General features: G+C 71.6%; 23 protein-coding genes. 10 read left to right on the top strand and 13 right to left on the bottom strand.

From position 1 onward, the window contains the following. The first annotated feature begins 4 nt into the window (after positions 1 to 4). Positions 5 to 742 (top strand): class I SAM-dependent DNA methyltransferase, encoded by a 738-nt coding sequence (locus ACFWW9_RS30265; RefSeq protein ID WP_390384923.1) that lies wholly within the window; start codon positions 5 to 7, stop codon positions 740 to 742. Between the two features lie 30 nt (positions 743 to 772). On the opposite strand, the gene ACFWW9_RS30260 is transcribed toward ACFWW9_RS30265, so the two are convergent. From ACFWW9_RS30260 to ACFWW9_RS30245, 4 genes are all read right to left on the bottom strand, one after another. Next, complete coding sequence (locus ACFWW9_RS30260; RefSeq protein WP_390384920.1) at positions 773 to 1,813, bottom strand: family 2 encapsulin nanocompartment cargo protein polyprenyl transferase; 1,041 nt, start codon at positions 1,811 to 1,813, stop codon at positions 773 to 775. A 13-nt stretch (positions 1,814 to 1,826) separates the two neighbouring features. Then, the gene (locus ACFWW9_RS30255; RefSeq protein WP_390384917.1) at positions 1,827 to 3,224 is read right to left on the bottom strand and encodes a family 2B encapsulin nanocompartment shell protein; all 1,398 of its coding nucleotides are present in this window, start codon (positions 3,222 to 3,224) and stop codon (positions 1,827 to 1,829) included. A 42-nt stretch (positions 3,225 to 3,266) separates the two neighbouring features. Further along, positions 3,267 to 4,685, bottom strand: coding sequence for a family 2B encapsulin nanocompartment shell protein (locus ACFWW9_RS30250; RefSeq protein WP_390384914.1), 1,419 nt, complete (start codon positions 4,683 to 4,685; stop codon positions 3,267 to 3,269). Between the two features lie 379 nt (positions 4,686 to 5,064). After that, complete coding sequence (locus ACFWW9_RS30245; RefSeq protein ID WP_390384967.1) at positions 5,065 to 6,036, bottom strand: ABC transporter substrate-binding protein; 972 nt, start codon at positions 6,034 to 6,036, stop codon at positions 5,065 to 5,067. A 174-nt stretch (positions 6,037 to 6,210) separates the two neighbouring features. On the opposite strand from ACFWW9_RS30245, the gene ACFWW9_RS30240 reads away from it, so the two are divergent. Further along, positions 6,211 to 6,714, top strand: coding sequence for a general stress protein (locus tag ACFWW9_RS30240; protein ID WP_390384912.1), 504 nt, complete (start codon positions 6,211 to 6,213; stop codon positions 6,712 to 6,714). Between the two features lie 21 nt (positions 6,715 to 6,735). After that, positions 6,736 to 7,593: an NAD(+)/NADH kinase gene (locus tag ACFWW9_RS30235; protein ID WP_390384911.1), complete on the top strand. Its 858-nt coding sequence runs from the start codon at positions 6,736 to 6,738 to the stop codon at positions 7,591 to 7,593. 345 nt (positions 7,594 to 7,938) lie between these two features. Here ACFWW9_RS30235 and ACFWW9_RS30230 read toward each other — a convergent pair whose 3' ends face one another. The 3 genes from ACFWW9_RS30230 to ACFWW9_RS30220 all read right to left on the bottom strand — a co-directional run bounded on the left by ACFWW9_RS30230 (position 7,939) and on the right by ACFWW9_RS30220 (position 10,962). Beyond that, positions 7,939 to 9,138 carry a cytochrome P450 gene (locus tag ACFWW9_RS30230; RefSeq protein ID WP_390384909.1) on the bottom strand — a complete coding sequence of 400 codons (1,200 nt, stop codon included), beginning with the start codon at positions 9,136 to 9,138 and terminating at the stop codon, positions 7,939 to 7,941. Positions 9,139 to 9,220: 82 nt separating this feature from the next. After that, positions 9,221 to 9,475, bottom strand: coding sequence for a hypothetical protein (locus ACFWW9_RS30225; protein ID WP_390384907.1), 255 nt, complete (start codon positions 9,473 to 9,475; stop codon positions 9,221 to 9,223). Between the two features lie 140 nt (positions 9,476 to 9,615). Next, positions 9,616 to 10,962: a cation:dicarboxylate symporter family transporter gene (locus ACFWW9_RS30220; RefSeq protein ID WP_390384905.1), complete on the bottom strand. Its 1,347-nt coding sequence runs from the start codon at positions 10,960 to 10,962 to the stop codon at positions 9,616 to 9,618. Positions 10,963 to 11,290: 328 nt separating this feature from the next. Between ACFWW9_RS30220 and ACFWW9_RS30215 the strand changes: the two genes are divergently transcribed. Genes ACFWW9_RS30215 through ACFWW9_RS30200 form a run of 4 tightly spaced genes read left to right on the top strand, consistent with a single transcriptional unit; the run spans position 11,291 to position 17,560 of the window. Further along, entirely contained in the window at positions 11,291 to 13,465 is a 2,175-nt protein-coding gene (locus ACFWW9_RS30215; RefSeq protein WP_390384902.1) for a hypothetical protein, read from the top strand. Then, on the top strand, positions 13,462 to 14,448 hold the full coding sequence (locus ACFWW9_RS30210; protein ID WP_390384900.1) for an AAA family ATPase: 987 nt from the start codon (positions 13,462 to 13,464) through the stop codon (positions 14,446 to 14,448). The genes ACFWW9_RS30215 and ACFWW9_RS30210 overlap by 4 nt, the downstream gene beginning before the upstream one ends. Continuing rightward, positions 14,445 to 15,554: a DUF58 domain-containing protein gene (locus ACFWW9_RS30205; protein ID WP_390384898.1), complete on the top strand. Its 1,110-nt coding sequence runs from the start codon at positions 14,445 to 14,447 to the stop codon at positions 15,552 to 15,554. The genes ACFWW9_RS30210 and ACFWW9_RS30205 overlap by 4 nt, the downstream gene beginning before the upstream one ends. Beyond that, positions 15,551 to 17,560 carry a DUF3488 and transglutaminase-like domain-containing protein gene (locus ACFWW9_RS30200; protein WP_390384896.1) on the top strand — a complete coding sequence of 670 codons (2,010 nt, stop codon included), beginning with the start codon at positions 15,551 to 15,553 and terminating at the stop codon, positions 17,558 to 17,560. Before ACFWW9_RS30205 ends, ACFWW9_RS30200 begins: the two co-directional genes overlap by 4 nt. A gap of 6 nt (positions 17,561 to 17,566) precedes the next feature. Here ACFWW9_RS30200 and ACFWW9_RS30195 read toward each other — a convergent pair whose 3' ends face one another. Beyond that, positions 17,567 to 17,695, bottom strand: a complete 129-nt coding sequence (locus ACFWW9_RS30195) for a hypothetical protein (RefSeq protein WP_390384894.1) — start codon at positions 17,693 to 17,695, stop codon at positions 17,567 to 17,569. Positions 17,696 to 17,804: 109 nt separating this feature from the next. On the opposite strand from ACFWW9_RS30195, the gene ACFWW9_RS30190 reads away from it, so the two are divergent. The 3 genes from ACFWW9_RS30190 (at position 17,805) to ACFWW9_RS30180 (ending at position 20,562) form a co-directional block, all read left to right on the top strand. Next, the gene (locus ACFWW9_RS30190; RefSeq protein WP_390384965.1) at positions 17,805 to 17,993 is read left to right on the top strand and encodes a DUF3072 domain-containing protein; all 189 of its coding nucleotides are present in this window, start codon (positions 17,805 to 17,807) and stop codon (positions 17,991 to 17,993) included. A gap of 89 nt (positions 17,994 to 18,082) precedes the next feature. Next, complete coding sequence (locus ACFWW9_RS30185) at positions 18,083 to 18,976, top strand: alpha/beta fold hydrolase (RefSeq protein WP_390384893.1); 894 nt, start codon at positions 18,083 to 18,085, stop codon at positions 18,974 to 18,976. After that, positions 18,973 to 20,562 carry a serine protease gene (locus ACFWW9_RS30180; protein WP_390384891.1) on the top strand — a complete coding sequence of 530 codons (1,590 nt, stop codon included), beginning with the start codon at positions 18,973 to 18,975 and terminating at the stop codon, positions 20,560 to 20,562. The genes ACFWW9_RS30185 and ACFWW9_RS30180 overlap by 4 nt, the downstream gene beginning before the upstream one ends. Here ACFWW9_RS30180 and ACFWW9_RS30175 read toward each other — a convergent pair. From ACFWW9_RS30175 to ACFWW9_RS30155, 5 genes are all read right to left on the bottom strand, one after another. Further along, a complete protein-coding gene (locus ACFWW9_RS30175; RefSeq protein WP_390384889.1) occupies positions 20,559 to 22,385 on the bottom strand; it encodes a protein kinase in 1,827 nt (608 codons plus the stop codon). The genes ACFWW9_RS30180 and ACFWW9_RS30175 overlap by 4 nt on opposite strands. A 9-nt stretch (positions 22,386 to 22,394) precedes the next feature. Further along, positions 22,395 to 22,829, bottom strand: coding sequence for a winged helix-turn-helix transcriptional regulator (locus ACFWW9_RS30170; protein ID WP_390384887.1), 435 nt, complete (start codon positions 22,827 to 22,829; stop codon positions 22,395 to 22,397). Beyond that, on the bottom strand, positions 22,830 to 23,780 hold the full coding sequence (locus ACFWW9_RS30165) for an LLM class F420-dependent oxidoreductase (RefSeq protein ID WP_390384885.1): 951 nt from the start codon (positions 23,778 to 23,780) through the stop codon (positions 22,830 to 22,832). It lies immediately after the preceding gene. Continuing rightward, positions 23,777 to 24,871: an acyl-CoA dehydrogenase family protein gene (locus ACFWW9_RS30160; protein WP_390384883.1), complete on the bottom strand. Its 1,095-nt coding sequence runs from the start codon at positions 24,869 to 24,871 to the stop codon at positions 23,777 to 23,779. Before ACFWW9_RS30160 ends, ACFWW9_RS30165 begins: the two co-directional genes overlap by 4 nt. A 65-nt stretch (positions 24,872 to 24,936) precedes the next feature. Then, a complete protein-coding gene (locus tag ACFWW9_RS30155; RefSeq protein WP_390384880.1) occupies positions 24,937 to 25,335 on the bottom strand; it encodes a cytochrome P450 in 399 nt (132 codons plus the stop codon). Positions 25,336 to 25,787: the final 452 nt, after the last annotated feature.

The raw sequence follows: 25,787 nt of genomic DNA, 5'->3' as shown, positions 1-25,787 counted from the left end.
CCGGGTGGATGCTGACGGGTACTTCGGGGAACAGGTCGCGGCGCGGTACGACGAGTCGTCGGCATCGGAGTTCACGCCGGAGGCGGTGACCCCGGCGGTCGACTTCCTGGCCGACCTCGCGGGCGACGGGCGGGCGCTGGAACTCGGCGTCGGCACCGGTCGCCTCGCACTGCCGCTTGCCGAACGCGGTGTCCCGGTGCACGGGATCGAGCTGTCACGGGCGATGGCCGCCCGCCTGCGCGCCAAGCCTGGCGGCGACGCGATCGACGTGACGATCGGCGACTTCTCCACCACGCGGGTCGACGGGACCTTCTCCCTCGCCTACCTGGTGTTCAACACCATCATGAACCTGACGACGCAGGCCGCGCAGGTGGAGTGCTTCCGCACCGTGGCGGCCCACCTCGCCCCCGGCGGCTGCTTCGCCATCGAGGTCATGGTCCCCGAACTGCGCAAGTTGCCTCCGGGGCAAACCGCCGTGCCGTTCCACACCAGCCCGACGCGGTGGGCGTTCGACGTCTACGACACCGCCACGCAGGCGACCAGTTCGAACTACGTGCGGGTGGTAGACGGAGTGGGGGAGTACCGCTCCATCCCGTTCCGCTACGTCTGGCCCGCCGAACTCGACCTGATGGCCCAACTCGCGGGCCTGCGCCCGCGGGAACGCTGGGAGGACTGGACCCGCGCCCCCTTCACCCACGAGAGCACCAAGCACGTCTCCGTCTGGGAGAAGCCCACCGCCTGACCGCCCGTGGGAGGCGGTCAGGCGACGGGGTCAGTGGTCGCGGTGCGAGGCCAGTTCGGCCACCGCGTCCAGTTCCGCGGCGGCCCGCGGGGTCGGGTCGGCCGCGGCCAGATGACGTCTGGCCTGGGCCAGCAGGTCGTCCGCGCGCGCCTGGCTCCACGCCCGACCGCCCGCCAGGTCCACCAGGTCGGCCGCCCGGCTCAGGTCGTCCGCCGACAGCGGGTGGTCCGAGTGGTAGAGGCCGTCCAGTTCCCGACCCGCCTCGGTCCCGGAGTTCAGCGCCGCCACCACCGGCAGCGACTTCTTCCGGTTGCGGAGGTCGGAGAACACCGGCTTCCCGGTCACCTCAGGGTCGCCCCAGATGCCCAGCAGGTCGTCCGCGAACTGGAACGCCAGCCCCAGCGCCTCGCCGAACCCGCGCAGGTGCGCCACCTGGTCCGGGTTCCCGCCGCCGAACAGCGCGCCGATCTCGCAGGCGCACCCCAGCAGGGCCCCGGTCTTGCCCTCGGCCATCCGCACGCACTCCAGCAGGTCCACGTCCCCGCGCTCCTCGAACGCGAGGTCCGCCGCCTGCCCGTCGAGCAGCGCCTGCACGGCCCCGCTGATCATCCGCGTGCCCTGCTGCGCGGCCGGGTGACCGCTGTCGGCCAGCACGTCCAGCGCCAGCATCAGCATCGAGTCGCCCGCCAGGATCGCCGAGTTGATCCCGAACACGCTCCACGCCGTCGGCCGGTGGCGCCGGGTCGTGTCGTGGTCCATCACGTCGTCGTGCAGCAACGAGAAGTTGTGCACCAGTTCCACCGCGACCGCGGCGCTCATCGCGGCGGCGGCCACCCCGCCCACGGCCTCCGCCGTGAGCAGGGACAGCGCGGGCCGGATGGCCTTGCCGCTGTTCGCGCCGGTGGTCTGGCCGTGCTCGTCGCGCCACCCGAAGTGGTACCCGGCGATGATCCGCATGGACTCCGGCAGCCGGTCGACCGCGCCGCGCAGCGCGGGCTCGACCCCGAGCCTGCTCCACGACAGCACCTCGTGCGCCGAGCGGATCGCCCGCTTGTCCTCGACATCGGTCATGACCCGTCCTCCCTCAGCGGTCGATCTCGACGTTCTCGAGCACGCCGAGCGCGTCGGGGACGAGCACGGCCGCCGAGTAGTAGGTGCTGACCAGGTAGGACATGACGGCCTTGTCGTCGATCCCGGTGAACCGGACCGACAGGCCCGGCTCGTACTCGTCCGGGATGCCGGTCTGGTGCAGGCCGATGACGCCGTTCTCCTGCTCGCCGACCCGCATGGCGAGGATGGAGCTGGTGCCGCCCGCCGTGATCGGGATCTTGTCCGACGGCAGGATCGGCACGCCGCGCCAGGTGTTGACCTTGGTGCCCTGGTAGTCCATCGGCGTCGGGTACAGGCCGCGCTGGTTGAGCTGCCTGCCGAACGCCGCGATGGTCCGCGGGTGGGCGAGGTAGAACGCGGTCTTGCGGCGGCGGCTGAGCAGGTCGTCCATGTCGTCCGGGGTGACCGGGCCGGACCGGGTGTGCAGCCGCTGCTTGAGGTCGGCGTTGTGCAGCAGCCCGAAGTCCGGGTTGTTCAGCAGCTCGAACTCCTGCCGCTCCCGCAGCGCCTCCACGGTCAGCCGGACCTGCTGCTGGATCTGGTCCATCGGCTTGTTGTAGAGGTCCGCGACGCGGGTGTGCACCCGCAGCAGCGTCTGGGCGACGCTCAGCTCGTACTCGCGCGGGGACAGCTCGTAGTCCACGAACGTGCCGGGCAGCTCCACCTCGCCCTCGTGGCCGGACGCCATCTCGATGGACGCCTCGCCCGCCTTGTTGCTGGGCTTGCCGGACTCCGCCACGTACCGGGCGATGTGCGCCCGCAGCGCGTCGGCCTGCCCGTTGAGCTGCTGCACCGCGCGCCACGGCAGGACGAGCACGATCACCGGCGTCATCGCCTTGACGGTGAACGGCCACTGCTCCAGCGTCCCGGTGAGCACCTCGTCGCCGAAGTGGTCGCCGTCGGCGAGCACGCCGAGCGCGGTCTCCTCGCCGTAGTGGCCCACGCCGGTCGCGCTGACCTTGCCGTGCGCGATCAGCACGACCTCGTCGGCCGCGCGGCCGGACTCGACGATCACGTCGCCCGCCGCGTAGTCGCGCTGCTCGAAGCGGTCGGCCAGCGCGCCGAGCACGCCGTTGTCGTCGAAGTCCCGCAGCACGGGCAGTTCCCGCAGCTCCTGCGGGATGACCTTGACCGTCGAACCGGTCGTCGTGAACGTCACGCGGCCGTCGCCGACGGCGTAGGTGAGCCTGCGGTTCACCCGGTACGCGCCACCGCCCGCCTCGACCCACGGCAGCGAGCGCAGCAGCCAGCGGGGCGTGATGCCCTGCATCTGCGGCGCGGACTTCGTGGTCGACGCGAGGTTGCGCGCCGCCCTGGTGGACAGGCTGGAGGGCGCGGAGACCTCTTCGAGGCCCGGATCTGTCACCGTCACGTTTCTTCCCATCTCCTGACGTGCCAACGCGAACGGACGGGTCTAGCCCTCACGGCCGATCTCCACGTTCTCCAGCACGCCGAGCGCGTCGGGGACGAGGATCGCGGCCGAGTAGTAGGCGCTGACCAGGTAGGAGATGACGGCCTTCTCGTCGATGCCCATGAACCGCACGGACAGGCCGGGCTGGTACTCGTCGGGCAGGCCGGTCTGGTGCAGGCCGACGACGCCCTGGTTCTGCTCGCCGACGCGCATCAGCATGATCGAGCTGGTCCGGGTCTGGCTGATGCCGATCTTGTTGCACGGCAGGATGGGCACGCCGCGCCACGACGGGACCTGGTGGCCGCCGAGGTCGGTGGACGCCGGGTAGAGGCCGAGCTTGCTGCACTCGCGGCCGAACGCCGCGATCGTGCGCGGGTGGGCCAGGAAGTAGCTGGGCTCCTTCCACACCGTGGCGAGCAGGTCGTCCATGTCGTCCGGGGTGGGCGGGCCGGAGCGGGTGTGGATGCGCTGGCCGAGGTCGGCGTTGGCCAGCAGGCCGAACTCGCGGTTGTTGACCAGCTCGTGCTCCTGGCGCTCGCGCAGCGCCTCGATGGTCAGGCGCAACTGCTGCTCGACCTGGTCCATCGGCTGGTTGTAGAGGTCCGCGACGCGGCTGTGCACGCGCAGGACCGTCTGGGCGACGCTCAGCTCGTACTCGCGCGGGGACAGCTCGTAGTCCACGAACGTGCCGGGCAGTTCCACCTCGCCCTCGTGGCCCGAGGACATCTCGATGGCCGCCTCGCCGCTCTCGTCGCGCTTGGCGCTCTCGCCGCGGGCCAGCGCGTGCTGGATGTGCTCGCGCAGGCCGCCCGCCGCGCCGTTCATCTCCTCGAACGAGTGCCAGTCCAGCGTCAGCACGGTGACGGGGGTGACGGCCTTGACGGTGAAGTCCCACGCGTCCTGCGGGCCCGCGAGCACCTCGCCGCCGAAGTGGTCGCCGTCGGCGAGCACGCCGAGGCCGGTCTCGTCGCCGAACTCGCCGACGCCGATCTTGTTGACCTTGCCGTGGGCGATGAGGAACACCGCGTCCGCGCGCTGCCCGGCCTCGACGATGAGGTCGCCCGGCGCGTACTCGCGCTGCTGGAACTTCAGCGAGAGCGCGGTGAGGACCGCGTCGTCGTCGTAGCCGCGCAGCAGCGGCAGCTCGCACAGCTCCTGCGGGATGACCCGGATCTCGGAGCCGGTGTTCGTGAACGTCACGCGCCCGTCGCCGACCGCGTAGCTCAGCCGCCGGTTGACCCGGTAGGCGCCGCCCGCCGCCTGCACCCACGGCAGGACCTTGAGCAGCCACCGCGAGGAAATGCCCTGCATCTGGGGCACGGACTTGGTCGTCGTGGCCAGGTTCCTGGCCGCAGCCGTCGCCAAGCTCGATTGCGCACGACCCGCGTCCACGTCCGAAGAGGGGTTATCCGTCACAGTCACCCGTCGTACCGCCTATCCGCTTGCGCGCCGCTCCCGGCGCGTAGAGGGAATTCAATTCACGAACAATGGACTTGTTCGTGGCGGTCAGACGTTAACCAGGGTCGGCACCCGCGCGGAAGCGGCCAAAACGGCGTCCTCCCATGGTGTGACCAGTGCGGATGTTGGCAACGCGCTGTGTACATGGTGAACGGATCACACTACATCGGGTGAAATATTCCAGGTCGGCACGAGCGATTCGCGCCGACCTGGAATGGGTAACTCCAATGTCGTAACCATGATCACTCAAAAGAGTGTCTCAAGCTCCGAAATTGGCGAATAATGTCATCGAATTGCTTCTTCGTCCGCCGAGGTTCCCACTGTGGATAACCCCGGAAAGGCCTTACTTCCGCAGTGCTGCGGTGAACAGCGGGACGGCGTTCTTGATCGCGTACGAGACGCCGAGGGTCGAGCCGCTGGAGAACGCGTCCGACAGCGCCTTGTCCTCCAGGATCACCAGGTGCCCCGCCTTGGCCGACGGGATGCCGTTGAGGACCGGGTCGGCCTTGAGCGCACCCGCGTCGGAGCCGATCGGGAAGAGCACCGTCAGGTCGGCGTCCAGCAGGCCGAGCTGCTCGGTGGAGATGTCCACGTAGAACGAGCCCTTGGCGAGGGAGTCGACGTCCTTCTTGGTGCCGAAGCCCAGCTCCTTCATGAAGTCCACGCGGCCGTCGCCGGGCACGTACGCGCCGTACTTGCCGCCGAAGAAGGCCCCGACCACGGCGGTCTTGCCGCCGAACGCCGCCGCGTCCTTGAACTCCTTCTCGACGTTCGCGATCAGCTCCTTGCCCTTGTCGGGCTTGCCGAGCGCCTTGGAGACCAGTTCGGTCTGCTGGCGCCACGTCGTGCCGTAGGGGATGACGTCCTTCGGCGCGGCGATCGTCGGCGCGATCTTCGACAGGGTCTCGTTGGTCTTCTGGTCCAGGTTCGACCGCGTGTTGAGGATCAGGTCGGGCTGGAGCGCCGCGACGGCCTCGAAGCTCAGCTCCTGGGTGCCCAGGATGGTCGGGGCCTTCTCGTACAGGCCCTTGGCCCACGGCCCGACGCCCTCGCCGCCGAACGCGAGCCAGTCGCTCGCGCCGATCGGCTGCACGCCCAGCGCCAGCGCCGTCTCGGCGTCCGACCAGCCGAGCGCGACCACGCGCGTGGGGGCCTTCTCGACCGTGACCTGGCCGAACGCGGTGTCGACGGTCACCGGGAACGCGGAGCCCGCGCCGGAGGGCGGACCGGCGGACTCGGGGGTCGACGTGCCCCCGCAGGCGGCCAGCGAGGCGGTCAGGACAAGGGCCAGGAGCCCGATGGCGGCGCGCTTCATGGTCACCCGTTCGCTCTAGTGATTAGGTAAACCTAAGCTAACACGATGGGGTGTCCGTCTGAGAATCGCCTGTGAAGTCCCGGTGAGGGGCACGATTCAGCGGGCCCCCCGCGTTGAAGGGGATGTACCAGCACGAAACGCCCCCACGAGGGGTCGTTCACAGAGGTGAGTGAGATGACAGCGTTCATGCAGTCCCCGTCGACGGTGAACATCCCGACGCTGCCCGAGGGATGGCCGATCGCTTCGTACAACACCTACCAGGAGGCGCAGCGCGCGGTGGACTACCTCGCCGACAGCGCCTTCCCCGTGCAGGGCATCACCATCGTCGGCGTCGAGCCGATGCTGGTCGAACGGGTCGCGGGCAGGCTGACCTGGGGCAAGGTCCTCGGCAGCGCGGCGGCCTCCGGCGCGTGGCTCGGCCTGTTCGTCGGCCTGCTGCTCAGCCTGTTCACGCCCGGCGCGGGCTTCGCCCCGATCGCGATCGGCCTCGTCGCCGGCATCGTGTTCGGCCTGGCGACCTCGGCGGCCCGCTACGCCGCCACGAGGGGCCAGCGCGACTTCATCTCGACGAGCCAGGTCGTCGCCCGCCGCTACGACGTGCTGAGCATCCCCGCCAGCGCCCAGCGCGGCCGCGACATGCTCGCCACCCTCGCGATGAAGGCCCCGCAAGCGAGCTAGACCCGGCCTAGAGTCCGAGTCATGACGGAGATCGGCGCTGTAGGACTGGTCCTGCACCCCCGCAGGGACTGCGCCCAGGTGATCGGCACCATGGTCGACTGGGCGCACTCCCGCGACATCAAGCTGTTCGGCGTCGAGTCCGAGGTGGAGCGCGCCCAGGGCGCGGTCTCCGCCATCGACGCCGCCGAACTGGCGGACCGAGTGGACCTCCTGGTGAGCCTCGGCGGCGACGGCACGATGCTCCGCGCCATGCGCCTGGGCATCCCCGACCAGACCCCCGTACTGGGCGTCAACCTGGGCAAACTCGGTTTCCTGGCCGAAATCGACCCCCCGGAACTCTCGGACGCCCTGTGCGCGATAGACGAGCACAGGTACACCACCGAACCCCGCTCCGGCCTCAGGGCCGTGACCGAGGGCAAGAACGCCGTGGCGTTCAACGACATCGCCCTGGTCCGCGTCCCCGGAAACGGCATGGCGGCGGTCCGCCTCCACGTGGAGGGCCACCCCTTCGTCAGCTATTCAGCGGACGCGGTAGTAGTGGCCACCCCAACAGGCTCGACCGCGTACAGCTTTTCCGCAGGCGGCCCGATCATCTCCCCGAGAGCAGAGGGCCTGCTGATCACCCCGGTAGCACCCCACTCCACGTTCAACAGAGCGGTCTTCCTGTCCAGCGGCGAAAAACTTGCCCTGGAAATCACCGGCGGCCAACTGGGAGTGGAAGCCGACGGCCTCCTCATCGGCCACGTCGGCGAGGGCACGGTCATCGACATAGAGGTCCTCCCGGCAGCCGCCCAGGTGGTTCGCCTGGGCCGCACCACCTTCTACCAGCGAGCCCAACGCAAATTCGGCCTGAGCGGCTTCACCTCAACCACGGAGTGACCACAAGCAAGCGCCGGGGCAACGTGCTGGCTCACCCAGCAGGCACAGGGTCAAATGGGTGACCAGAAGCAAGCGCCGGGGCAACGTAGCGGCCCACCACCGAGGCACAGGGTCGGTGGTGGGCTGGCTGGAACTGGCAGGCGCGGGCCACGGAACGTGGCCGATTTGACATGGGGATTTCGGCCTTAAAATTGCAGTCGGGCGGGACTCTCTTTGGACCGCCTTTTGAGCCCGACAAAGGCCGAAATGAGGGGTCCCCATGTCAAATCGGCCACAGCACGCTGGAACCAGCGTCGCCTGCTGACTGAGCTGGAACCAGGGCTCACCGGGGTGACCACCCAGGACCTAGCGAGCCGTGAACACCACCGGCAACGCCAACGGCCCCCGCATGATCCCACTGGGCACCCACTCCAGCTCGTCCAACGACCCGGCCGGACGCAGGTCGGGGATCCGCCACAGCAGCGTCTCCAGCGCCACAGCAGCCTCCAACCGCGCCAACGGAGCCCCCAAGCAGTAGTGGATCCCGTACCCGAACGACAGGTGCCGAACCCCTTCCCGAGCCACGTCCAACACCCCCGGATCCCCCTCCACCGGCACATCCCGACTGGCCGACGACAGCGCCACCATCACCACGTCGCCCCGCCGCATGGCCGTCCCGGCGAGCACCACATCCGCCTCCACGTACCGAGGTGTCGCGTGCTCGACGGACGAGTCGTAGCGCAGGAACTCCTCTACCGCCCCCGGCACCAGCGACGGCCGCTCCCGCAACAACTCCGCCTGCTCAGGAGCCCGCAACAACGCCACCAGCGCGTTCCCCAGCAGGTTCACCGTCGTCTCATGCCCGGCAACGACCAACAACGCCGCCGTCCCGACCAGTTCGACCTCCGACAACCGCCCGTCGTCCTCGTCGCTCACCGCCACCAACGCCGACAGCAACGCCTCGTCCGGCTCCCGCCGCTTGGCCTCCACCAGCTCACCGAGGTACCGGTTCAGGTTCACCCCGGCCTCCCGCTGCTCGGGCGACGGCGCTCCCAACATCCGTGAACTCCACACCCGGAAGTCGGCCCGGTCCTCCACCGGCACGCCCAGCAGCTCCGAGATCACCGCCACCGGCAGCGGCGCGGTGAACTCCTCCACCAGGTCCGCCGATCCCCTCCCGATGATCGCGTCCACCAACGAGTCGGCGATCTCCTGCACCCGTGGCCCGAGCCGCCGCGTCCGCCCAGGACTGAACGCCCCGGCCACCAGCTTCCGCAACCGCGTGTGATCCGGCGGATCCGCCACCAGCATGTTCCCGCCGAGCCCCACCCCGGTCCGGTGGTTCGTGTACCCCGCCGCCTCCAGGACCTCCAGCGACGGAGTCGCGTCCTTGATCAACGCAGGATGTAACAGCGCCTCCTGCGCGGCGTCGTGGCCCACGACCAGCCAGCCCTCGATGCCGTTGGAGAACCGCGACCGGTGCACCGGCCCCAGTTTCCGCAGCTCCGCGTAGCGCGCGGGCGCGTCGGCCTTGAACTCGGCCGTGATCGTCACCAGGTCGGCCATCGGGATCCCCCTCGGTAAGGAACGTGGAACCCAGCCACGGTACGGAGGGGATCGGCTCCGGCACCGGGGCCGAAGGGGTGGTTCAGGCAGCCAGGCCCTCGTGCAGCACGCGCGCGCCCAGCGCGGTCAGCCGCGCCGGGACCCGCGTGCCGGGGACGGCGGGCGCGCTCGGTTCGAGGAAACCCGCTCGGACCAGGGAGCCCGCGCCGATCTGGTCGCAGCACGCGACCCCGTCGACGAACAGGTCCGGCTCGCGGTTCGTGGTGATGTGCACGCGTCCCGCGGCCACCGCGCGCAGGAGGGCGAGGTCCCGGAAGGACGGGGTCAGCTCGGTCATGACGATCATCTCGCATCAGTGGGTGAACAGGTCCGATACACCGAGGAAAACCCGAGGGCCCCATCCCTGACCAGGGATGGGGCCCCGAAGTGACCGCGAGCACACCGGATTCGGCCCGTTCGTCCCATCCGGTGGACGGGCTAGACGCGCTCGACCGGCGTCGGCTCCGGTTCGGGGTTCTCGTTCTCGCGGTCCAGCATCGTGGCCTCGTCGAACGGGTCGGCCCCGCTGAACACGCGTTCGGCCTGCGCCTTGTCGAACTCGCCGACCCAGTTGCCGATGACCACGGTGGCGACCGCGTTGCCCGCGAAGTTCGTCAGCGCCCGCGCCTCGGACATGAAGCGGTCGATGCCGACGATCAGGCCGACGCCGTCGACCAGGTCCGGCCGGTGCGCCTGGAGGCCGCCCGCCAGGGTCGCGATGCCCGCGCCGCTGACGCCCGCCGCACCCTTCGACGCGATGATCATGAACAGCAGCAGCGAGATCTGCTCGCCGAGCCTCAGGGGCGTGCCCAGCGCGTCCGCGATGAAGATCGACGCCATCGTCAGGTAGATCGCCGTGCCGTCCAGGTTGAACGAGTACCCGGTCGGCACGGTGATGCCGACGACGGGCCGGGCGACGCCGAGGTGCTCCATCTTCGCGATCAGGCGGGGGAGCGCCGACTCCGACGACGAGGTGGAGACGATCAGCAGGAACTCCCGGCCCAGGTACTTCAGCAGGCTCAGGATGTTCACGCCGGTGCCGAACTTCAGCACCAGGCCGAGGATCACCAGCACGAAGATCAGGCAGGTGATGTAGAAGCCCAGCATGATCTGGAGCAGGCTGGCGAGCGCCTTCCAGCCGGTCTCGCCGACGACCGCGGCGATGGCGCCGAACGCGCCGACCGGGGCGGCCCACATGATCATCGCCAGCACCCGGAACACCAGGCGTTCGAAGTGCTTCACGCCGCGCAGGATCGCCTCGCCCGACGAGCCGAGCTTGGGGATCGCGAAGCCGATCAGCAGCGCCACGAACAGCGTTTGCAGCACGTTGCCCGCGGTGAGCGGCGACACCAGCGTCTGCGGGATGATCCCCAGCAGGAACTCGGTGGTGGACTGCGCCTCCGGACCCGCGGCCTTCGTGCCCGCGGCCTTGACGGCGCTGGTCAGGTTCAGGCCCTCGCCGGGTTTGATGATGTTGCCGACCACGAGGCCGACGGCGAGCGCGAACGTCGACATCACCATGAAGTAGCCGAGTGCCAGGCCGCCGACCTTGCCGACGGTGGCTGCCTTCCTGATGGAGCCGACGCCGAGCACGATGGTGCAGAAGATGACCGGGGCGATCATCATCTTGATCAGCGACACGAACCCGGTGCCGACCGGCTTCAGCGCCACGCCGAACTTCGGGAACACGAAGCCGACGAGGATGCCGAGCAGCACGGCGACGATCACCGCTATGTAGAGGAAGTGCGTACGGTCGCGCTTCGGCGCGCTTGCCGTGTCTGACATGAGTGGGGCCTCCCGACAGCCTTCGAGTGCGCGACCGCGGGTGTCGCGACGGCCAGATCCTCCTCCACGCGGCGGGCCGCCGCAGTGATCGACGGTCTCGATTGGGCGCGTGTCGTGGCCTTGTGCGGAACCAACTGTGGCTTCAGTGCAGACCGAACCCATTCCACGTGAACCATCCTCACATGCAGGTCCGAAGGACTCTCGAGGAACCGGGAACGCGGTTCCGACGTCGGACGCGAGGCGTCGAAACGGCGTTGCGCCATCCGGAGCAGTGGCGCGAAGTCGTCATACCAGCGGGCTAGCATCCCCGCCGTCGAGGGAGGGCTTGATGGGGTTGGGGCAGAGCCTGGTGCGAACCGGGCGGCGCGTGGTGGGTCGGGGCGGCCGGGAGTCCGCCAGCTTCGCCGCCGCGCTGATGGGCGTGCTGCTGCTCGCAGGCGCGGCGTTCGGCAGCGGGATCTCGCGCACGGCCGTGTCGGTGTCGGACGGTCTCACCTGGCTGGGTGACGACGAGCGCGGCGAGGTCGTGCAGGTCAACCCCAGCTCCGGCAAGCCGCAGACCCGCCTCCAGATCAGCGGCGGCGACGCCCAACTGGAGATCGCGCAGGACGACGGCACGCTCATCGTGCTGGACCGGCGCACCGGCCAGATCACCGTGATCGACCTGTCCACGCTGCTCGCCAGCGGCCGCCGCCAAGCCCCGGCGGGCCCGTCGGCGAAGGTGCTCATCGCGCAGGGCCGGGTGTTCGTGGTCGACCGCGCGGCGGGCACGATCCACAACGCCGACCCCGTGACGCTGGTCGACATCGGCGACGGCTGGTCGGCCGGTCAGCCGCTCGCGGACGTCGTCGTCGACGACAGCGGGCTCGTGTGGGCCGTCGACCACGGCGGCAACCTGCACGCGCTGGAGTGGTCCGACGACGAGGAGCGGTTCGTCGAGAAGTCGAACCGGCCGGTGCCGGGCGCGGGGCCGAGGACGGCGCTGGTGCCGCACAAGGCGGGCGTGACGCTGCTGGGCCTCGAAGGCGGTGTGGTCGTCCAGGACGGCACCGGGCAGGCGTTGTCGGTGATGACCGTGACGCTGACCGGCGACGTGCTGGCCGCGTTCACCAGCCCGACCGGGCTCGTGCCCGCCGCCGTGCCGGACTCCGGCGTGGTCGTGCTGGTCAGCGGCGACCAGGTGATCCGGGTCGACGTCGCCGGGCTCGGCTGCGCGAAGCCCGGTCGTCCCGCGGTGTTCCGCGACCAGGTCTACGTGCCGTGCCACGGCGCGGGGAAGGTCGTCGTGCTCGACGGCGGCGGCAAGCGGGCGGGCGCGGACGTGCTGACCCAGGGGACCGGTGACCCGGAGCTGGTGTTCGACGACGGCAAGCTGTTCATCAACACCCCCGGCGCGGCGCAGGGCGTGATCGTGGACGCCGACGGCACCACGCGGTCGGTGACGATCCGCAGCCCCGACCTGGCCGTGACCGACCCGGACCGGCAGCCGTTGCCGACCGTGCCGCCGCCCCCGCCGCCGAGGCCGGAGGAGCTGCCGACCGGCACCCGCGGCACCAGCCAGCCGCCTCCCGTCACGACCACGACCGTGGAGACGACGTCGGTGTCCACCACCGGGTCGGTCGCGGGCGGCGTGCCCGGCAAGCCGCCGGGCGTGTCGGTGTCGCTCAAGAGCCGCGACGCGTCGACGCTGGTCGTCACGGTGTCGTGGGGCGCGGTCACGGGGGCCACCGGGTACACCGTCACGGCGTCCGGCGGGTTCTCCGGCGGCAACCAGTCCGCGCAGGTCGCGGGCACGTCGACGGACCTGTCGATCCCGTGCGCGGGCAGCACGTTCTGCGCGTCGGGCACGCTCGACGCGTCGGTGGTCGCCTACGGCGACGCCGGGACCAGCGCCGCCACGGCGGCGTCGTGGAGCGTCCCGCCCGCGGGCACGACCCCGCCGCCGGTGACCACGACGACCACCCCGCCGCCGGTCGTGACGACCACGACGACCCCGCCGCCGGTGGTCACCACGACCACCGACCCGCCGGTCGTGACCACGACGACCACGCCTCCGCCGCCGTCGCTGCCGACCGCGGGCGCGGCCGTGATCACCTCGATCACCGGTGGCATCGGCTCGTACACCAAGACGGTGAACATGGCGTGGCCCGCGGACTGGGCGAGCCACAACGGGACGTGCGAGGTCCTGAACACGACCTACGGCTACGGCACGCCGATCGCTTGCGGCACAACGCAGACGACGATCGACGCGGACGTCGGCGTCAACCGGATCGTGGTCCGCGCGTACGCGGCCACCGGTGGCACGTCGGTCGACTCGGCGTCGAAGAACACGACGGTGCGGGACACCGAGACGTGCGGCACCAAGCCGTGCCAGATCCCGCGCGTGGCCCCCGAGGAGCCGCAGTCCGCGCCGATGGGCGCGGGTGGGCTCGGCCTGATCGCGACGGCCGCGCTGCTGCGCGTCGGGCGTCGCCGCACCGATGAGGAAGGCGAAGTCCGGTGACGACTCTGGAGAGCACGGCGATCGGCGAGGACGGGATCGCGGCGTTCCGGGCGCTGCACACCCGGCTCGGCGACGCGGTCGAGACCGCCGTGCGCGGCAAGCGCGACGTCGTGGACCTGGTGCTGGTGTCGCTGTTCGCCGGTGGCCACGTGCTGCTGGAGGACGTGCCCGGAACGGGCAAGACGACGTTGGCGCGGGCCGTCGCGGGCGCGCTGGGCGGGGTGTCGCGGCGGGTCCAGTTCACCCCGGACCTGCTGCCTTCGGACGTGACCGGCACGTCGGTGTTCGACCCGCGCACCTCGGAGGTCCGGTTCCGGCCGGGCCCGGTGTTCGCGAACGTGGTGCTGGCGGACGAGATCAACCGGGCCGCGGCGAAGACGCAGTCCGCGCTGCTGGAGGTGATGGAGGAGCACACGGTCACGGTCGACGGCGTCGGCCACGCGGTGCCCGCGCCGTTCCTCGTCGTCGCCACGCAGAACCCGATCGACCTGGACGGCACCTACCGGCTGCCCGAGGCGCAGCTCGACCGGTTCATGATCCGCGTGACGATCGGCTACCCGGACGTGGAGCACGAGCTGGACGTGCTGCGGCCGGGCAGCGGCGCGGGCCTGGTCGGCGCGGTGCCGACGGTGACCGACCCGCGCGAGGTCGCGGCCCACGGGCAGCGGCTCGCCACGCTCCACGTCGCCGACCCGATCCTGCGCTACATCGGCGAGTTGGGCACGGCCACGCGGTCGGACCCGCGGCTGCGGCTGGGCGCGAGCACCCGCGGGCTGCGGGCGTTGGTGCGCTGCGTGCAGGTCCACGCCGCCGCGCGCGGCAGGCACTTCGTGGTGCCGGGCGACGTGCAGGAGTTGGCCGTTCCCGTGCTGGCGCACCGGTTGGTGCTCACGAGGGAGGCGCAGCTCGCGGGCACGACCACCGCGGAGGTGCTCGCCGACGTGCTGGCGGACGTGGCGGTGCCGCGGCCGGAAGCGCGATGAGACTGACCGCGCGCGGTGCCGGGACGCTGGCGCTGGGCGCCGTGCTCGCGGGGCTGGGGCTGTGGTGGCGCTATCCCGGCGTCGCCGCGCTCGGCCTGGCGCTGGTGCTGCTCGTGGTCGCGGGTGTGGTGTCGGTGCGGACGACCGTGCCGGTGGTGGCGTCGCGGAGCGTGCGGCCGAGGACGGTGCAGCGGTTGGCCGGGTGCACCGGGCGGGTGGAGCTGGTGAACCCCGGCAAGCGGTTCCCGGTGGCGCTGGACGCGGTCGACCACGTGGCCGGGAAGCCGATGCCGGTGGACGTGCCGCTGCTGGCGCCCGGTGAGCGGACGGCGGTGGAGTACCCGATCCCGACGGACCGCCGCGGTGTGCTGGAGGTCGGGCCGTTGACGTTGCGGCGCAGGGGTTTCGCCGGGCTCGCGGTGGCGCGGTCGGAGCTGGGGGAGGTGCTGGACGTGCGGGTGGTGCCGAGGGTGCTGCCCGTGCGCGGGCTGCCCGGCGGGGTGCGGCGCGGGCACGTGGGCGCGGACGAGCGGGTGGAGAGCGGCGGCACGGACCTGGTGGGGCTGCGCGAGTACGTGGCGGGGGACGACCTGCGGCGGCTGCACTGGGCGACGACCGCGCGCACGGGCACGTTGATGATCCGCGAGGACGCGGACCCGGCGCTGCCGCACCTGGCGGTGGTGTTGGACGACAACGCCGCGGCGTACGGGGATCCGGTGGCGTTCGAGGACGCGGTCGAGGTGGCGGCGTCGCTGGTGGGCGCGGCGGTGGAGAGCGGGCACCCGGTGCGGCTGCTGACGTCGTCGGGGTCGGTGGACGTGGCCGTGGTCGACGAGCCGTCACTGGCGTTCGCCGCGTTGGCGGACCTGGACGTGGCGGACGTGGCGCGGCCGGTGGGGTTGCGGGACCTGGACGTGGTGGCGGTGGTGTGCGGGGACTCCTCGGACCTGCCGTCGTTGCTGCTGGAGGTCGGGCGGGCGGCGTTCGGCGTCGTGCTGGCCGTCGCGCCGGAGGCCCCGGTGTCGACCGTGGGCGCGGTGCTGGTGCTGCGCGCGCCGAAGGCGGACGACCTGGTGGCGGCGTGGAACACGGTGGTGGCGCGATGAGGATCGCCTGGGCCGTCACGGTTCTGCTGCTGGCGTCCGTCCACTTGGGAGCGGGCTGGCAGGGTGTCCTGCCGCGGCTGGTGTTCGCCGCGACGGTGCTGGTGGCGTTCGCCTGCCACCCGCTGATCCGGCGGGTGAAGGTGTCCGTGGTGCCGGTGCTGGGGTTCGCGCTGGCCGGGGTGTACCTGATGGCCCGCACCGACGACACCGCGCCGGTGTCGGTGCTGCTGGACCTGGTGCCACGCCTGCTGAGCGCCGCCCGGCCCGCGCCCGCGACGCCGACGCTGCTGGCTCCCGGCGTGCTGCTGGTCTTCCTGGTGGCGCTGGGCGTTGCCTTGGCGCGGTCGTTGTTCGCGCCCGCGGTGGGTGCGGCGCTGCTGTACACCGCGACGGCGTTGCTGACGGCCGGGCGGGCGGACCCGTACGGCGTGGTGGCGTTGGCGCTGGTGCTGCTGGTCGTGCTCGGGTGGCTGCTGATCGACCGCGCCGAGGCGGGACGGCGGATCCCGGTCGGCCGACCCGCCGCCGTGCTCGCCGTGCTGGCCGCGGTGACGTTGACGGCGTCCGTGCTGCCCGGCGCGGGGGCGTTCGAGCCGCGCGAGCTGGTGCGGCCGCCGATCACCGACGTGGCCGTGACGAGTCCGTTGCCGCGCCTGGCGTTCTGGGCCGGGATCGGTGACACGGAACTGCTGCGGGTGCGCGGTCCGGAACGGCCGCTGCGGCTGGTGGCGCTGGCCGACTACACCGGGGCGACCTGGCGGGCGGCGTCGCTGTACGGGCCGATCGGCGCGGTCGCGGACCCCGACCTGCCGCCGGGGGCGCGGGTGGCGGCGTCGACGATCGACGTCACGGTCGGCGCGCTGGGCGGCACGTGGCTGCCCGCGATCGGCAGGCCGACCGCCGTCAGCCTCGACGGCGCGGCGGTGGACACGGACTCCGGATCGCTGGTGCTGCCGGGAGAACTGGCGCCGGGACTGCGGTACGAGATGAGCGGGACCGTCGACACCCCCGACGACGCCGACCTCGCGAAGGCGTCCGTGCCGACCGGACCGTCCGTCCGCCGGTACCTGGCGCTGCCCGGTCTGCCGTTCTCGCTGGGCGAGTACGCGCGCAAGTCCGTGGCGGGCGCGCGCACGCCGTACGAGCAGGCGGTCGCGATCGAGCAGGTGGTCCGGCTGGGCCGCAAGCCGGACGTGGAGGCCCCGGTCGGGTCGTCGTACGCGCGCTTGGAGACGTTCCTGTTCGGCGCGGAGGGACAGTCGGGCGCGAACGCGGGCACCGCGGAGCAGTTCGCGTCGGCGTTCGCCGTGCTCGGCCGCGCGGTCGGCCTGCCGACCCGTGTCGTGGTGGGGTTCCAGCCCGTGCCCGAGGGACCGGACGGGGTGCGCGTGGTGCGCGGGAGCGACGCCACGGCGTGGCCCGAGGTGTACTTCTCGGGGTGGGGCTGGGTGCCGTTCGACCCGGTGTCGGGCACCGGCTCCGGCCCGAGCCCGGCGTCGAAGCGGGAGGTCCTGGACCGCCTCGCGTCGGTCACCGCGACCCCGACGACCCCGCAGTCCGCACCCCCGCCGCCACCGTTGGCGCAGCCCACGGCTCCGGTCGCCGCACCACCCGCGACGCCGAGCGGACCACCGTTCTTCCTGCTGGCGATTCCCTTGGTGCCCGTGGCTTTCCTGCTGTCACTGCGCGGCGGCCGTCGCTTGCGCCTGCGTCGTGCGGGCGCACCCGGCGCGTGGGCGTACGTGCTGGACTCGCTGCTGCTGGCGGGCCGCACACCGCGACGGGACCGGGCGGCCCCGGACATCGCCCGCTCGCTGGCCACCGTCGCCCCGTCCGCCGTGCCGTTGGCGGAGTTGGCCGACCGGGCGGCTTTCGGGCCCGGCCGAGCCGACGACCCGGAGGCGTGGCGCATGGCACTGGACGTGCGCAAGGGCCTGCGCCGCGTCGTCCCGTGGTACCGGCGGCTGTTCTGGTCCCTCGACCCGCGCCCGCTGCGCCGCCGCTGAACGGGCCTACTCGGGGTCCTCCACCGGCGGCTTCAGCACCTCCGGCTGGTCCTCCCGGTTCTCGTCCGCGTTTTCGTCGGGCTCGGCGACGTCGTTCTCGCCGAGACGGGGATCGGGCGTGTAGGGAGCGGTCATGCGAACGGGGTACACCGCCCGCGTCCGCCGCACACCTTCGTGGCGGGGGTGTTTGCCGCCCGACCGCCTCGGGTACCGCGAACAGGTGTTCGAGCGGAAGGAGACGGCCATGACCGGAACGCCGGAGAAGGACCCCGAGGAGTGGACGACCGGGGACGAGCCCATGACCGGCCCGCAGGAGTCCTACCTGCACACCCTCGCCCGCGAGGCGGGGGAGGACGTTCCCGACGACCTCACCAAGGCCGGGGCGTCGGAGCTGATCGACCGGTTGCAGCAGGAGACCGGCCGGGGCGTCTGACAGCGCGTGGCGTAACGGTGCGCTGACTGGCTGCGACGTACTGCCGAGTGGTTCGGCGTCGTCGGGGAGCAGGTGCACCGTTGCCTCACGTGACCTTCGTGCACGGGATCGGGAACAAGCCGCCCGCTGACGACCTGCTCGGGTCGTGGCGGGGGGCGTTGGCGGACGTCGGGTCCGACCTGGCGACCCGTGGCGTGTCGTCGTCGCTGGTGTACTGGGCGGACCTGCTCTACGCCACGCCGGTGCGGGGTGCGGTGTACGAGAGTGCCGAGGACCCGGAGATCGCCGAGGTGCCGGACGTCGGGATGCTGTGGGCCGCGCGCGCCGAGGACGACGAGGCGGTGTTCATCCGGGAGCTGGCGGACGCCATCGGGTACGACCCGCTCGCGGCCGACGCGCCCGCCGTCGTGGGGGACGAGCTGTTCGAACGGGTTCCGCTGCCGTGGTTCCTCAAGCGGCGGCTGATGAAGGTGTTCCTCCGCGACGTGCACCACTACCTGTTCGACACGAGGTTCAGCCCGCGGCCGGGCGAGGAGTACTCGATCCGCCGCGACATCCGGGCCCGCGTGGTCGAGGCGTTGGCCGCGGGTGCGCGGAAGACCGGGCCGCACGTGGTCGTCGCGCACAGCCTCGGATCGGTGATCGCCTACGACTGCCTGCGCCGGGTCGCGGACTGCCCCCGCGTCGACGGGCTCGTCACGATCGGCAGCCCGCTCGGCCTCGACGAGGTCCAGGACCGGCTGCGGCCCGAGTGGAGCCGCGCCGACGGGTTCCCCGACGTGGACCGCTGGGTCAACGTCTACGACCGGCTCGACCCGGTGGTGGGCCTCGATCCCGTGCTGGGCAACGACTTCCGCCGCGGCGGGACGGACGTCGTCGAGGACGTCCACCAGGCCAACCGCGGCGCGTGGCGGCACAGCGCCACCAAGTACCTGGCGGGAGAACCCTTCCGGCGCGTGCTCGACGAGATGGTGGGGCTGTGACCTGGGACCGGGCCACGTCACCCGACGAGCTGGTCACGGCCGTCGACGCGCTCGACCAGCGGCGCGTCCGGGACCTGTGCGCCGCGCTCGTCACCCACCTGGGCCGCGACGAGACGCCGTACCCGGTGCGCCAGGCGCGGCGGATCCTGCGGACGTTGCGGGGCAAGCGCTACTTCCGCGACCTCCGCGAGGTCGCCGACGCGTTCCTCCAGGCGGGCACGACCGACGCCACGATCCGCAGGCAGTACGCGCAAGCGTTGCTGGACCAAGGAATCCTCACCGCCGCGGTCGCCGTGCTGGAGGACCTCCTGGCGGATCCGGGCGGTTCGGCCACCGAACGCGGCGAGGCCCGCGGCCTGCTCGGCCGCGCGTACAAGCAGATGTACCTGCGCACGTCCCCGACGCCCGGAGCGCGTGGGCGGCTGATCGTCGAGCGCGCGATGGCCGAGTACGGCCGGGTGTACGAGGAGACCGGCAGCGTGTGGCACGGCATCAACGTCGTCGCCCTGCTGCACCGCGCCCGCCACGACGGCCTGGACCTGCCCGGCGACCCCCGCGCCTTGGCCCAGCAGATCCTCGACAGCATCGACGAGTTCGGCCCGGCGGCGAGCACGTGGGACCACGGGACGGCCGTCGAGGCGTGCCTCGCGCTCGGCGACGCCAAGGAGGTGCTCACCAGGCTCGACGCCTACCTCGACCAGCGGCCCGGCCCGTTCGAGATCGCCAGCCTCCTCCGCCAGGTGCGGGAGGTCTGGGGCCTCGACGTGACGACCCCGCCCGGCACCCACGTGATCCCGCTCCTGCACGCCGCGCTCCTGTTGCGCCGCAAGGGAGCCGACATCAGCGTCGGCCCCGACGAGATGGCCACGCTCGACCACGTCGACGACGAGTTCGAGCGCGTCCTCGGCACCGAACGCTTCGAAAGCCTCCGCTGGTACCGCACGGGCTTGGAGCGTTGCCGCGCCGTAGCCCGCGTCGAGGACGCCCTGGAAAACGGCCAGGGCACAGGCTTCCTGGTCGACGGCCCCGCCCTGCACCCGTCGTTCCCACCCGTGGTCCTCGTGACGAACGCCCACGTCCTCGCCACCGACACCCAAGCGGCCCTGCGCCCGGACGAAGCCCGCATCACCTTCCGCGCGCTGGACACCGACAACGGCCCGTTCCACGTCACCCGCGTCCTCTGGACCTCCCCACCCCACGAACTGGACACCACGGTCGTCGAACTGGACGACACCCCACGCCAGTCCACCCGCTGCCCGATAGCCGCCCACCGCCCACTCCTGGACGTCGACCCACCCCCACGCGCCTACGTTATCGGCCACCCAGGCGGCACCGAACAACCCATGTTCTCGTTGCGCGACAACCGCTTGCTCGACCACGACGACGCCCTCCTGCACTACCGCACCCCCACCGAACACGGCAGCTCGGGCAGCCCGGTCTTCAACCGCCTGTGGGAGGTGATCGCCCTGCACCACAAGGGCGGCAAGAACATGCGCAGACTCAACGGCACCCCCGGCACCTACCCGGCCAACGAGGGCGTGTGGCTCGACCGCATCAGGCGCGAGATCGCCGTGGCGTTGGACTAGCCCATGGTCGTGCAGGTGCGGGCGGAGGCGCCGCGTTGGGTGCTCGGGTCGTCGAGGCCGATCGCGAGGACCTGGAAGCAGTAGCGCCTGGTGGTGTCCAAGCCCTCCAGGACGTGGGTGGTGGTGCCCGCGGTGACGGTGATCAGCGGGTCGGGTTTCTTGCCGGTCACGTCTACCAGCACGAACTGGGCCTTGCCGCCGCTGGGGTCGGTCCAGGCCAGTTCGACGCTGGTCGGGCCGAGAACCTCGACGCGGTTGAGAGCGGGGGAGAACGTGGGGTCCACGCCCGCGGGGACGCTGGCGCTGGTGGGGGGGGCCTCGGTGGTCGTGGAAGCGGCGGGGGTGGTCGTCGTGGTGGCGGGGGTGGCCTGCTGGTCCGGGGAGCCGCCGGTGAGGACCACGCCCAGCACCGCGCCGACGATCACGGCCACGATCGCCAGTGGCACCAGCCAGCGGGCGTGGCGGCGAGGACGTGGGGCGTCGTCGGTGACGGGGGAGAGGAACGTCGGGCTGGTGCTGGGCTCCGGGCTGGTGTGCCTAGCCGGAGGCGGAGTCGGCTCGTGGTGAACGGCGGCAACGGCCGGAAGGGCGGGAGTGACGGGGGCCGCGGGGGCGACGGGGAGTGGGGCGGCCAAGGGGACGACGGCCTGAGTGGGGTCCGGGTCCGGTGGGCTGTGGTCCTGGACCGGGGGTGGAGGGGACGCGTTCGTCGGGCGGGGGCCGAAGTCGGGGACTTCCGGTTCGGCCGGGTGGTGGCGGACGGTCAGGTCGGCCAGCTGTTCGGCCCACGACGCGGGTTCCTCGGGGGTGGCCGCCACGGGCTCGGGCCTGGCCACGGCCGGGCGGGGGCCGAAGTCGGGGAGTTCCGTCGGGCCCTCGGGGAACACCGGGGCCGGGGCGAGGGGGAGCACCGCCCTGGTGCTGTCCGGGTCCACAGTGGACGGAGTCGGTGCCCAGGCGGTGTCGACGACGGCCAGCGCGGCGCGCAGGGAAGCGGCGTCGGGGTAGCGGTCCTCACGGGCCTTGGCGAGGCAGCGGTCGATGATCGCGGCCAACGCCGGTGGCACGTCGGCACGGGTCAGCGTGCGCGGGAGGCCGGAGCGGACCCGGCCCAGGTAGCCCAGCATCGAGTCGTCGGGGTCGTCCGAGGCCGAGGCCGAGGCGAACGGCGGCCTGCCGTCGAGCAGCGTGAACAGGGTCGAGCCGAGCGACCACAGGTCGTCGGAGGCGGCGGGTTTCTCGCCGTCCACCATCTGCGGCGCGGCGTGCCGGTAGCTGACCATCTGCAACGACGCCGAGTGGCCCGCGTCGACCGCGCGGGCGATGCCGAAGTCGGCCAGCACGTACGACGTCGGCAGCGCCAGGACGTTCTGCGGCTTCACGTCCCGGTGCAGCACGCCCTGGCCGTGCGCGAACGCCAGCGCGTCGGCGACGGCGATGCCCGCGGCGACCACCTCGGTCACCGGCAGCGGCCCGCGCTGCACCAGCCGGTCGTGCAGCGACCCCAGGTCGTGGTACTCCATGACGATGCACGGCCTGCCGTCCACCACGCCGGTGTCGAGCACCGTCACGATGTGCGGGTGCTGCCTGCCCAGCCGGACGGTGATCTCCAGTTCGCGGCGGAACCGGGCCAGCGTGGCGTCGTCGCGGGCCTCCAGGACCTTGATCGCCACGTCCCGGCCGAGCCCGTCCTGGCGGGCCCGGTACACCCGGCCCTCGCCGCCCTGCGCCACCAGCCGGAAGTCGCTGTACCCGGCGAGCGCGACACCGCTCGGCGCGGCCGGTCGCGGCGCCCAGGCCATCAGCTCGTCGTCAGTCGCCACCCCCGGATCCTACGACGGCTCCGGCGTCACGGAGCCCGCGGTGATCTCGCCCGCGCAGTGCGCGCAGACGAGCCGGGCGTCGGTGATCTCGCCGCACGCGTGGTGGCGCAGCACGATCGGCGGCCCGTCCGGCCCGGCCAGGTGCGCGTCACCCCACTTCATCAGCGCCACGATCGCCGGGAACAGGTCGCGCCCCCGGTCGGTCAGCCGGTACTCGTGGTGCTCCTCGGTGGGCACGCGGTCCAGCAGCCCGGCGTCGACGAGCGTCCGCAGCCGCGCGGACAGCGTCGGCTTGGGGATGCCCAGGTTGCGGCTCAGTTCGCCGAACCGCCGCACCCCGAAGAACGCCTCGCGCAGGATCAGCAGCGTCCAGCGCTCGCCGACGAGCGCGAGCGCCCGCCCGACGGAGTCCGCGTCGAACCGCTGCGGCAGGTCGTGCGCCACTCACACCACCGCGGCCAGCACCCGGCGCCCGGCCGGGTCGTCGGCGGTGGACGGCGCGATCCCCACGTGGTCCGCGCCCGCCCGGTGGTAGTCGGCGATCCGGTCCCTGACGACCTCGGCCGACCCGAGCGCGCACACGGCGTCCAGCAACGACCGCGGCACGACCAGCTCGTTGCGCGACACCCCCGTTTTCGCTTGCGCCACCAGGGTTTCGTGGCCGAGGTCGACGAACATCTCCGCGTACCCCGGCGCGCGCAGGTACAGCGCGAGCTGCTGCGACACCTGCCGGATCGCGTCCGGACCGGGCTCCAGCGCCGCCGTGACCCACACCGAGAGCCGCGGCCGAGGCCGCCCGGCCCTCGCCGCGTGCGCGTCCACGACCGAGCGCACCCGCGCCACCTGCTCGGGCGTCACGAGGTTCAGCACCACCTCGTCCGCTTCCTCGGCCGCGACCCGCAGCATCGCGGGCCCGAACGCCGCCACGGTCACACCCGCCTCCGGCACCGGCTGCCGCAACCGGAACCCGTGCGCCCGAACGTGATCACCGTCCACGTCGATCCGCCGCCCGGCCAGCAGGTCGCGCACCGCACGCACCGTCTCGCGCATCCGCGGCGCGGCTCCCGCCCACGGCCGGTCGTGCCACCCGGTCACGATCGCCGGACTCGACGCCCCCAGCGCCAGGTCCACCCGCCGCCCGGTCAGCCCCGCGACCGACGACACCCCGAGCGCCAACGCCACCGGACTCCGCACCCCGGCGGCCAACGGCCCGACGCGCAACGCGATCCCGTTGGTGCGCAAGCCGATCGCGGTCGCCAGCGCGAATGCGTCGAACGTCGCCATCTCCCCGATCCACAGGGTCGGGAACCCGAGCCGGTCCGCCTCGACCGCGATCTCCACCGCCTCCCCGTCCGGCCGGTCCAGCCAGTAGGGGAGGACCACGCCGACGCTCACAGCTGCTCCGTCCGCGTGGGCAGCCCGAGCAGCAGCCGCCCGGTTAGCTCGTAGCTGGCCGGGTTCACCTGGAAGTGCGCGGTAGCGGTGTGCGCGTCCCGAAAACGCCGCTGCAACGGCGAATCCGCGTAGATCGCCGTCCCGGCCCCGAGGTCGTACATCGCCGCCACGACCTCGGCGGCGGTCCGAGTCGCGTGCGTCGCGGCCAACCGCAACCCGAGCCGCGCCTCCACCCGGTCCCCGGTCTCCCGCCACGCCTGCTCGACCGCGTCGAACACCAGCAACCGAGCCGCCCGCAACGCCGCTTCCGCCCGCGCCACAGCGACCTGCGTCTGCGCCCGGTCAGCCAACGACTTGCTGGAACCGAGCGTCCGCTTCCCACCCGCCAACGCCGTCAGGTCGTCGATCGCCCCCCGAGCGTTGCCCAACGCCGCCACGGCGATCGACAACGCGAAGAACCCGAAGATCGGAAACCGGTACAACGCCCCAGGCTGAACGGGCTCCTCCAACACCGACAACACCCGGTGTGACGGCACGAACACCTCCCGCGCCACCGCGTCGTGACTACCAGTCCCTCGCAACCCGCTGGTGTGCCACGTGTCCAGCACCTCCAACTCGGCCTTGGGCAGAGCGGCGACCCGCAGTTCCCCACCATCGACCACACACCCGGCGAACAACCAGTCAGCGTGGGTGATCCCGCTGCAAAACCCCCACTGCCCCGACACCACGATCCCGCCGTCAACGCTCACCGCACGCCCCCGCGGCGCCCACACCCCAGCAGCCACGACGTCAGGAGACTCGAACACCTCCCGCGCCCCCTCAGCAGGCAGGTACGCGGCCAACAAACTGCTGGTCGCCGCGATCGACACGCACCACCCGGTGGACGCGTCCCCACGAGCCACAGCCTCGGCCGACCGCAGGATCACCTCCGGCGACAACTCCGGCCCCCCGAACACCTCCGGCAGCCCAGCCCGCAACAGCCCGCTCTCCACCAAGGCGGCCACCACCTCAGGCGCCAACGCCCGCCCAGCCTCGGTCTGAGCAGCGAACTCCCGCGCCACCTCGGCGACACCCACAGCGGACTCGATCACGACACCTCCAGGACCAGGTAGGTTCAAAATCTTTACCGCCCTGCCAGCATCGAGTCAAGCTAACGTCAACTCCACCACGTCAAGTCCGACCGGCATCCGCCGCACCTCGACCACGTCCCGGAAAACCGCTCCACCAGCGCCCCAAGAGCGATCTCGGCCTCCATCCGCGCAAGATGCGCCCCCAGGCAGAAGTGCACCCCCCGCCCGAACGACAGGTGCCGAACCGGCTCACGACGCGGCTCGAACACGCCAGGCTCCACGAACACCTCGGGATCACGATTAGCGTCCACCACAACCCGCTGTCCAGCCTCGACAACGTGCCCACCCAGCGTGGTCCGCCGCGTGACGAACCGATCCGTCCCACCAACCGGCGGCAACAACCGCAACACCTCACCCACCACGCCAGCCAGAAGCTCCGGCTCCGCCGCAACCCACTCAACGCCACCGGATCGCTCCCCAACCACAACACCGCGTGGGCAATCAGCGAAGTCGTGGCCTCATGCCCGTTGACCAGCAACAACGTGCAGAAGTTCAGCAACTCGTCATCACTGAGCCGACTCCCATCAGGCTCGGCACCACGAAAGGACGCAACGCCCTGACAGCCCGAGGCGTGAACACCCGACCAACCAGCCGACGCAACGTGTGATGCCGCCACAAGAACCAAACCCCGAGCGATTAAAAGGGCAGCCCAAGACAACGTAATGGCCCACCATCCAGGCGCAGGGGAAAATGGTGACCAGAAGCAGGCCCAAGGCAAACGTAGTAACCCACCACCCAGCCACAGGGTCGACTGGCGACCATGCTGGAACTACCAGCCGCAGGCCACGGAACGTGGCCGATTTGACATGGGGATTTCGGCCTTAAACTGGTTGTCGGGCGGGACTCTTTATGGACCGCCTTTTGAGCCCGACCAAGG

The sequence above is a fragment of the Umezawaea sp. NPDC059074 genome (assembly GCF_042738955.1).
Lineage (GTDB): Bacteria > Actinomycetota > Actinomycetes > Mycobacteriales > Pseudonocardiaceae > Umezawaea.
This window is presented reverse-complemented; position numbering and strand designations above follow the sequence as displayed.

Coding starts and splice junctions, on each gene's coding strand:
- ACFWW9_RS30190 (WP_390384965.1), top strand. CDS start 17,805: ATGACCGGAACGCCGGAGAAGGACCCCGAGGAGTGGACGACCGGGGAC.
- ACFWW9_RS30235 (WP_390384911.1), top strand. CDS start 6,736: ATGACGGAGATCGGCGCTGTAGGACTGGTCCTGCACCCCCGCAGGGAC.
- ACFWW9_RS30220 (WP_390384905.1), bottom strand. CDS start 10,962: ATGTCAGACACGGCAAGCGCGCCGAAGCGCGACCGTACGCACTTCCTC.
- ACFWW9_RS30225 (WP_390384907.1), bottom strand. CDS start 9,475: ATGACCGAGCTGACCCCGTCCTTCCGGGACCTCGCCCTCCTGCGCGCG.
- ACFWW9_RS30240 (WP_390384912.1), top strand. CDS start 6,211: ATGACAGCGTTCATGCAGTCCCCGTCGACGGTGAACATCCCGACGCTG.
- ACFWW9_RS30200 (WP_390384896.1), top strand. CDS start 15,551: ATGAGGATCGCCTGGGCCGTCACGGTTCTGCTGCTGGCGTCCGTCCAC.
- ACFWW9_RS30260 (WP_390384920.1), bottom strand. CDS start 1,813: ATGACCGATGTCGAGGACAAGCGGGCGATCCGCTCGGCGCACGAGGTG.
- ACFWW9_RS30230 (WP_390384909.1), bottom strand. CDS start 9,138: ATGGCCGACCTGGTGACGATCACGGCCGAGTTCAAGGCCGACGCGCCC.
- ACFWW9_RS30195 (WP_390384894.1), bottom strand. CDS start 17,695: ATGACCGCTCCCTACACGCCCGATCCCCGTCTCGGCGAGAACGACGTC.
- ACFWW9_RS30215 (WP_390384902.1), top strand. CDS start 11,291: ATGGGGTTGGGGCAGAGCCTGGTGCGAACCGGGCGGCGCGTGGTGGGT.
- ACFWW9_RS30245 (WP_390384967.1), bottom strand. CDS start 6,036: ATGAAGCGCGCCGCCATCGGGCTCCTGGCCCTTGTCCTGACCGCCTCG.
- ACFWW9_RS30205 (WP_390384898.1), top strand. CDS start 14,445: ATGAGACTGACCGCGCGCGGTGCCGGGACGCTGGCGCTGGGCGCCGTG.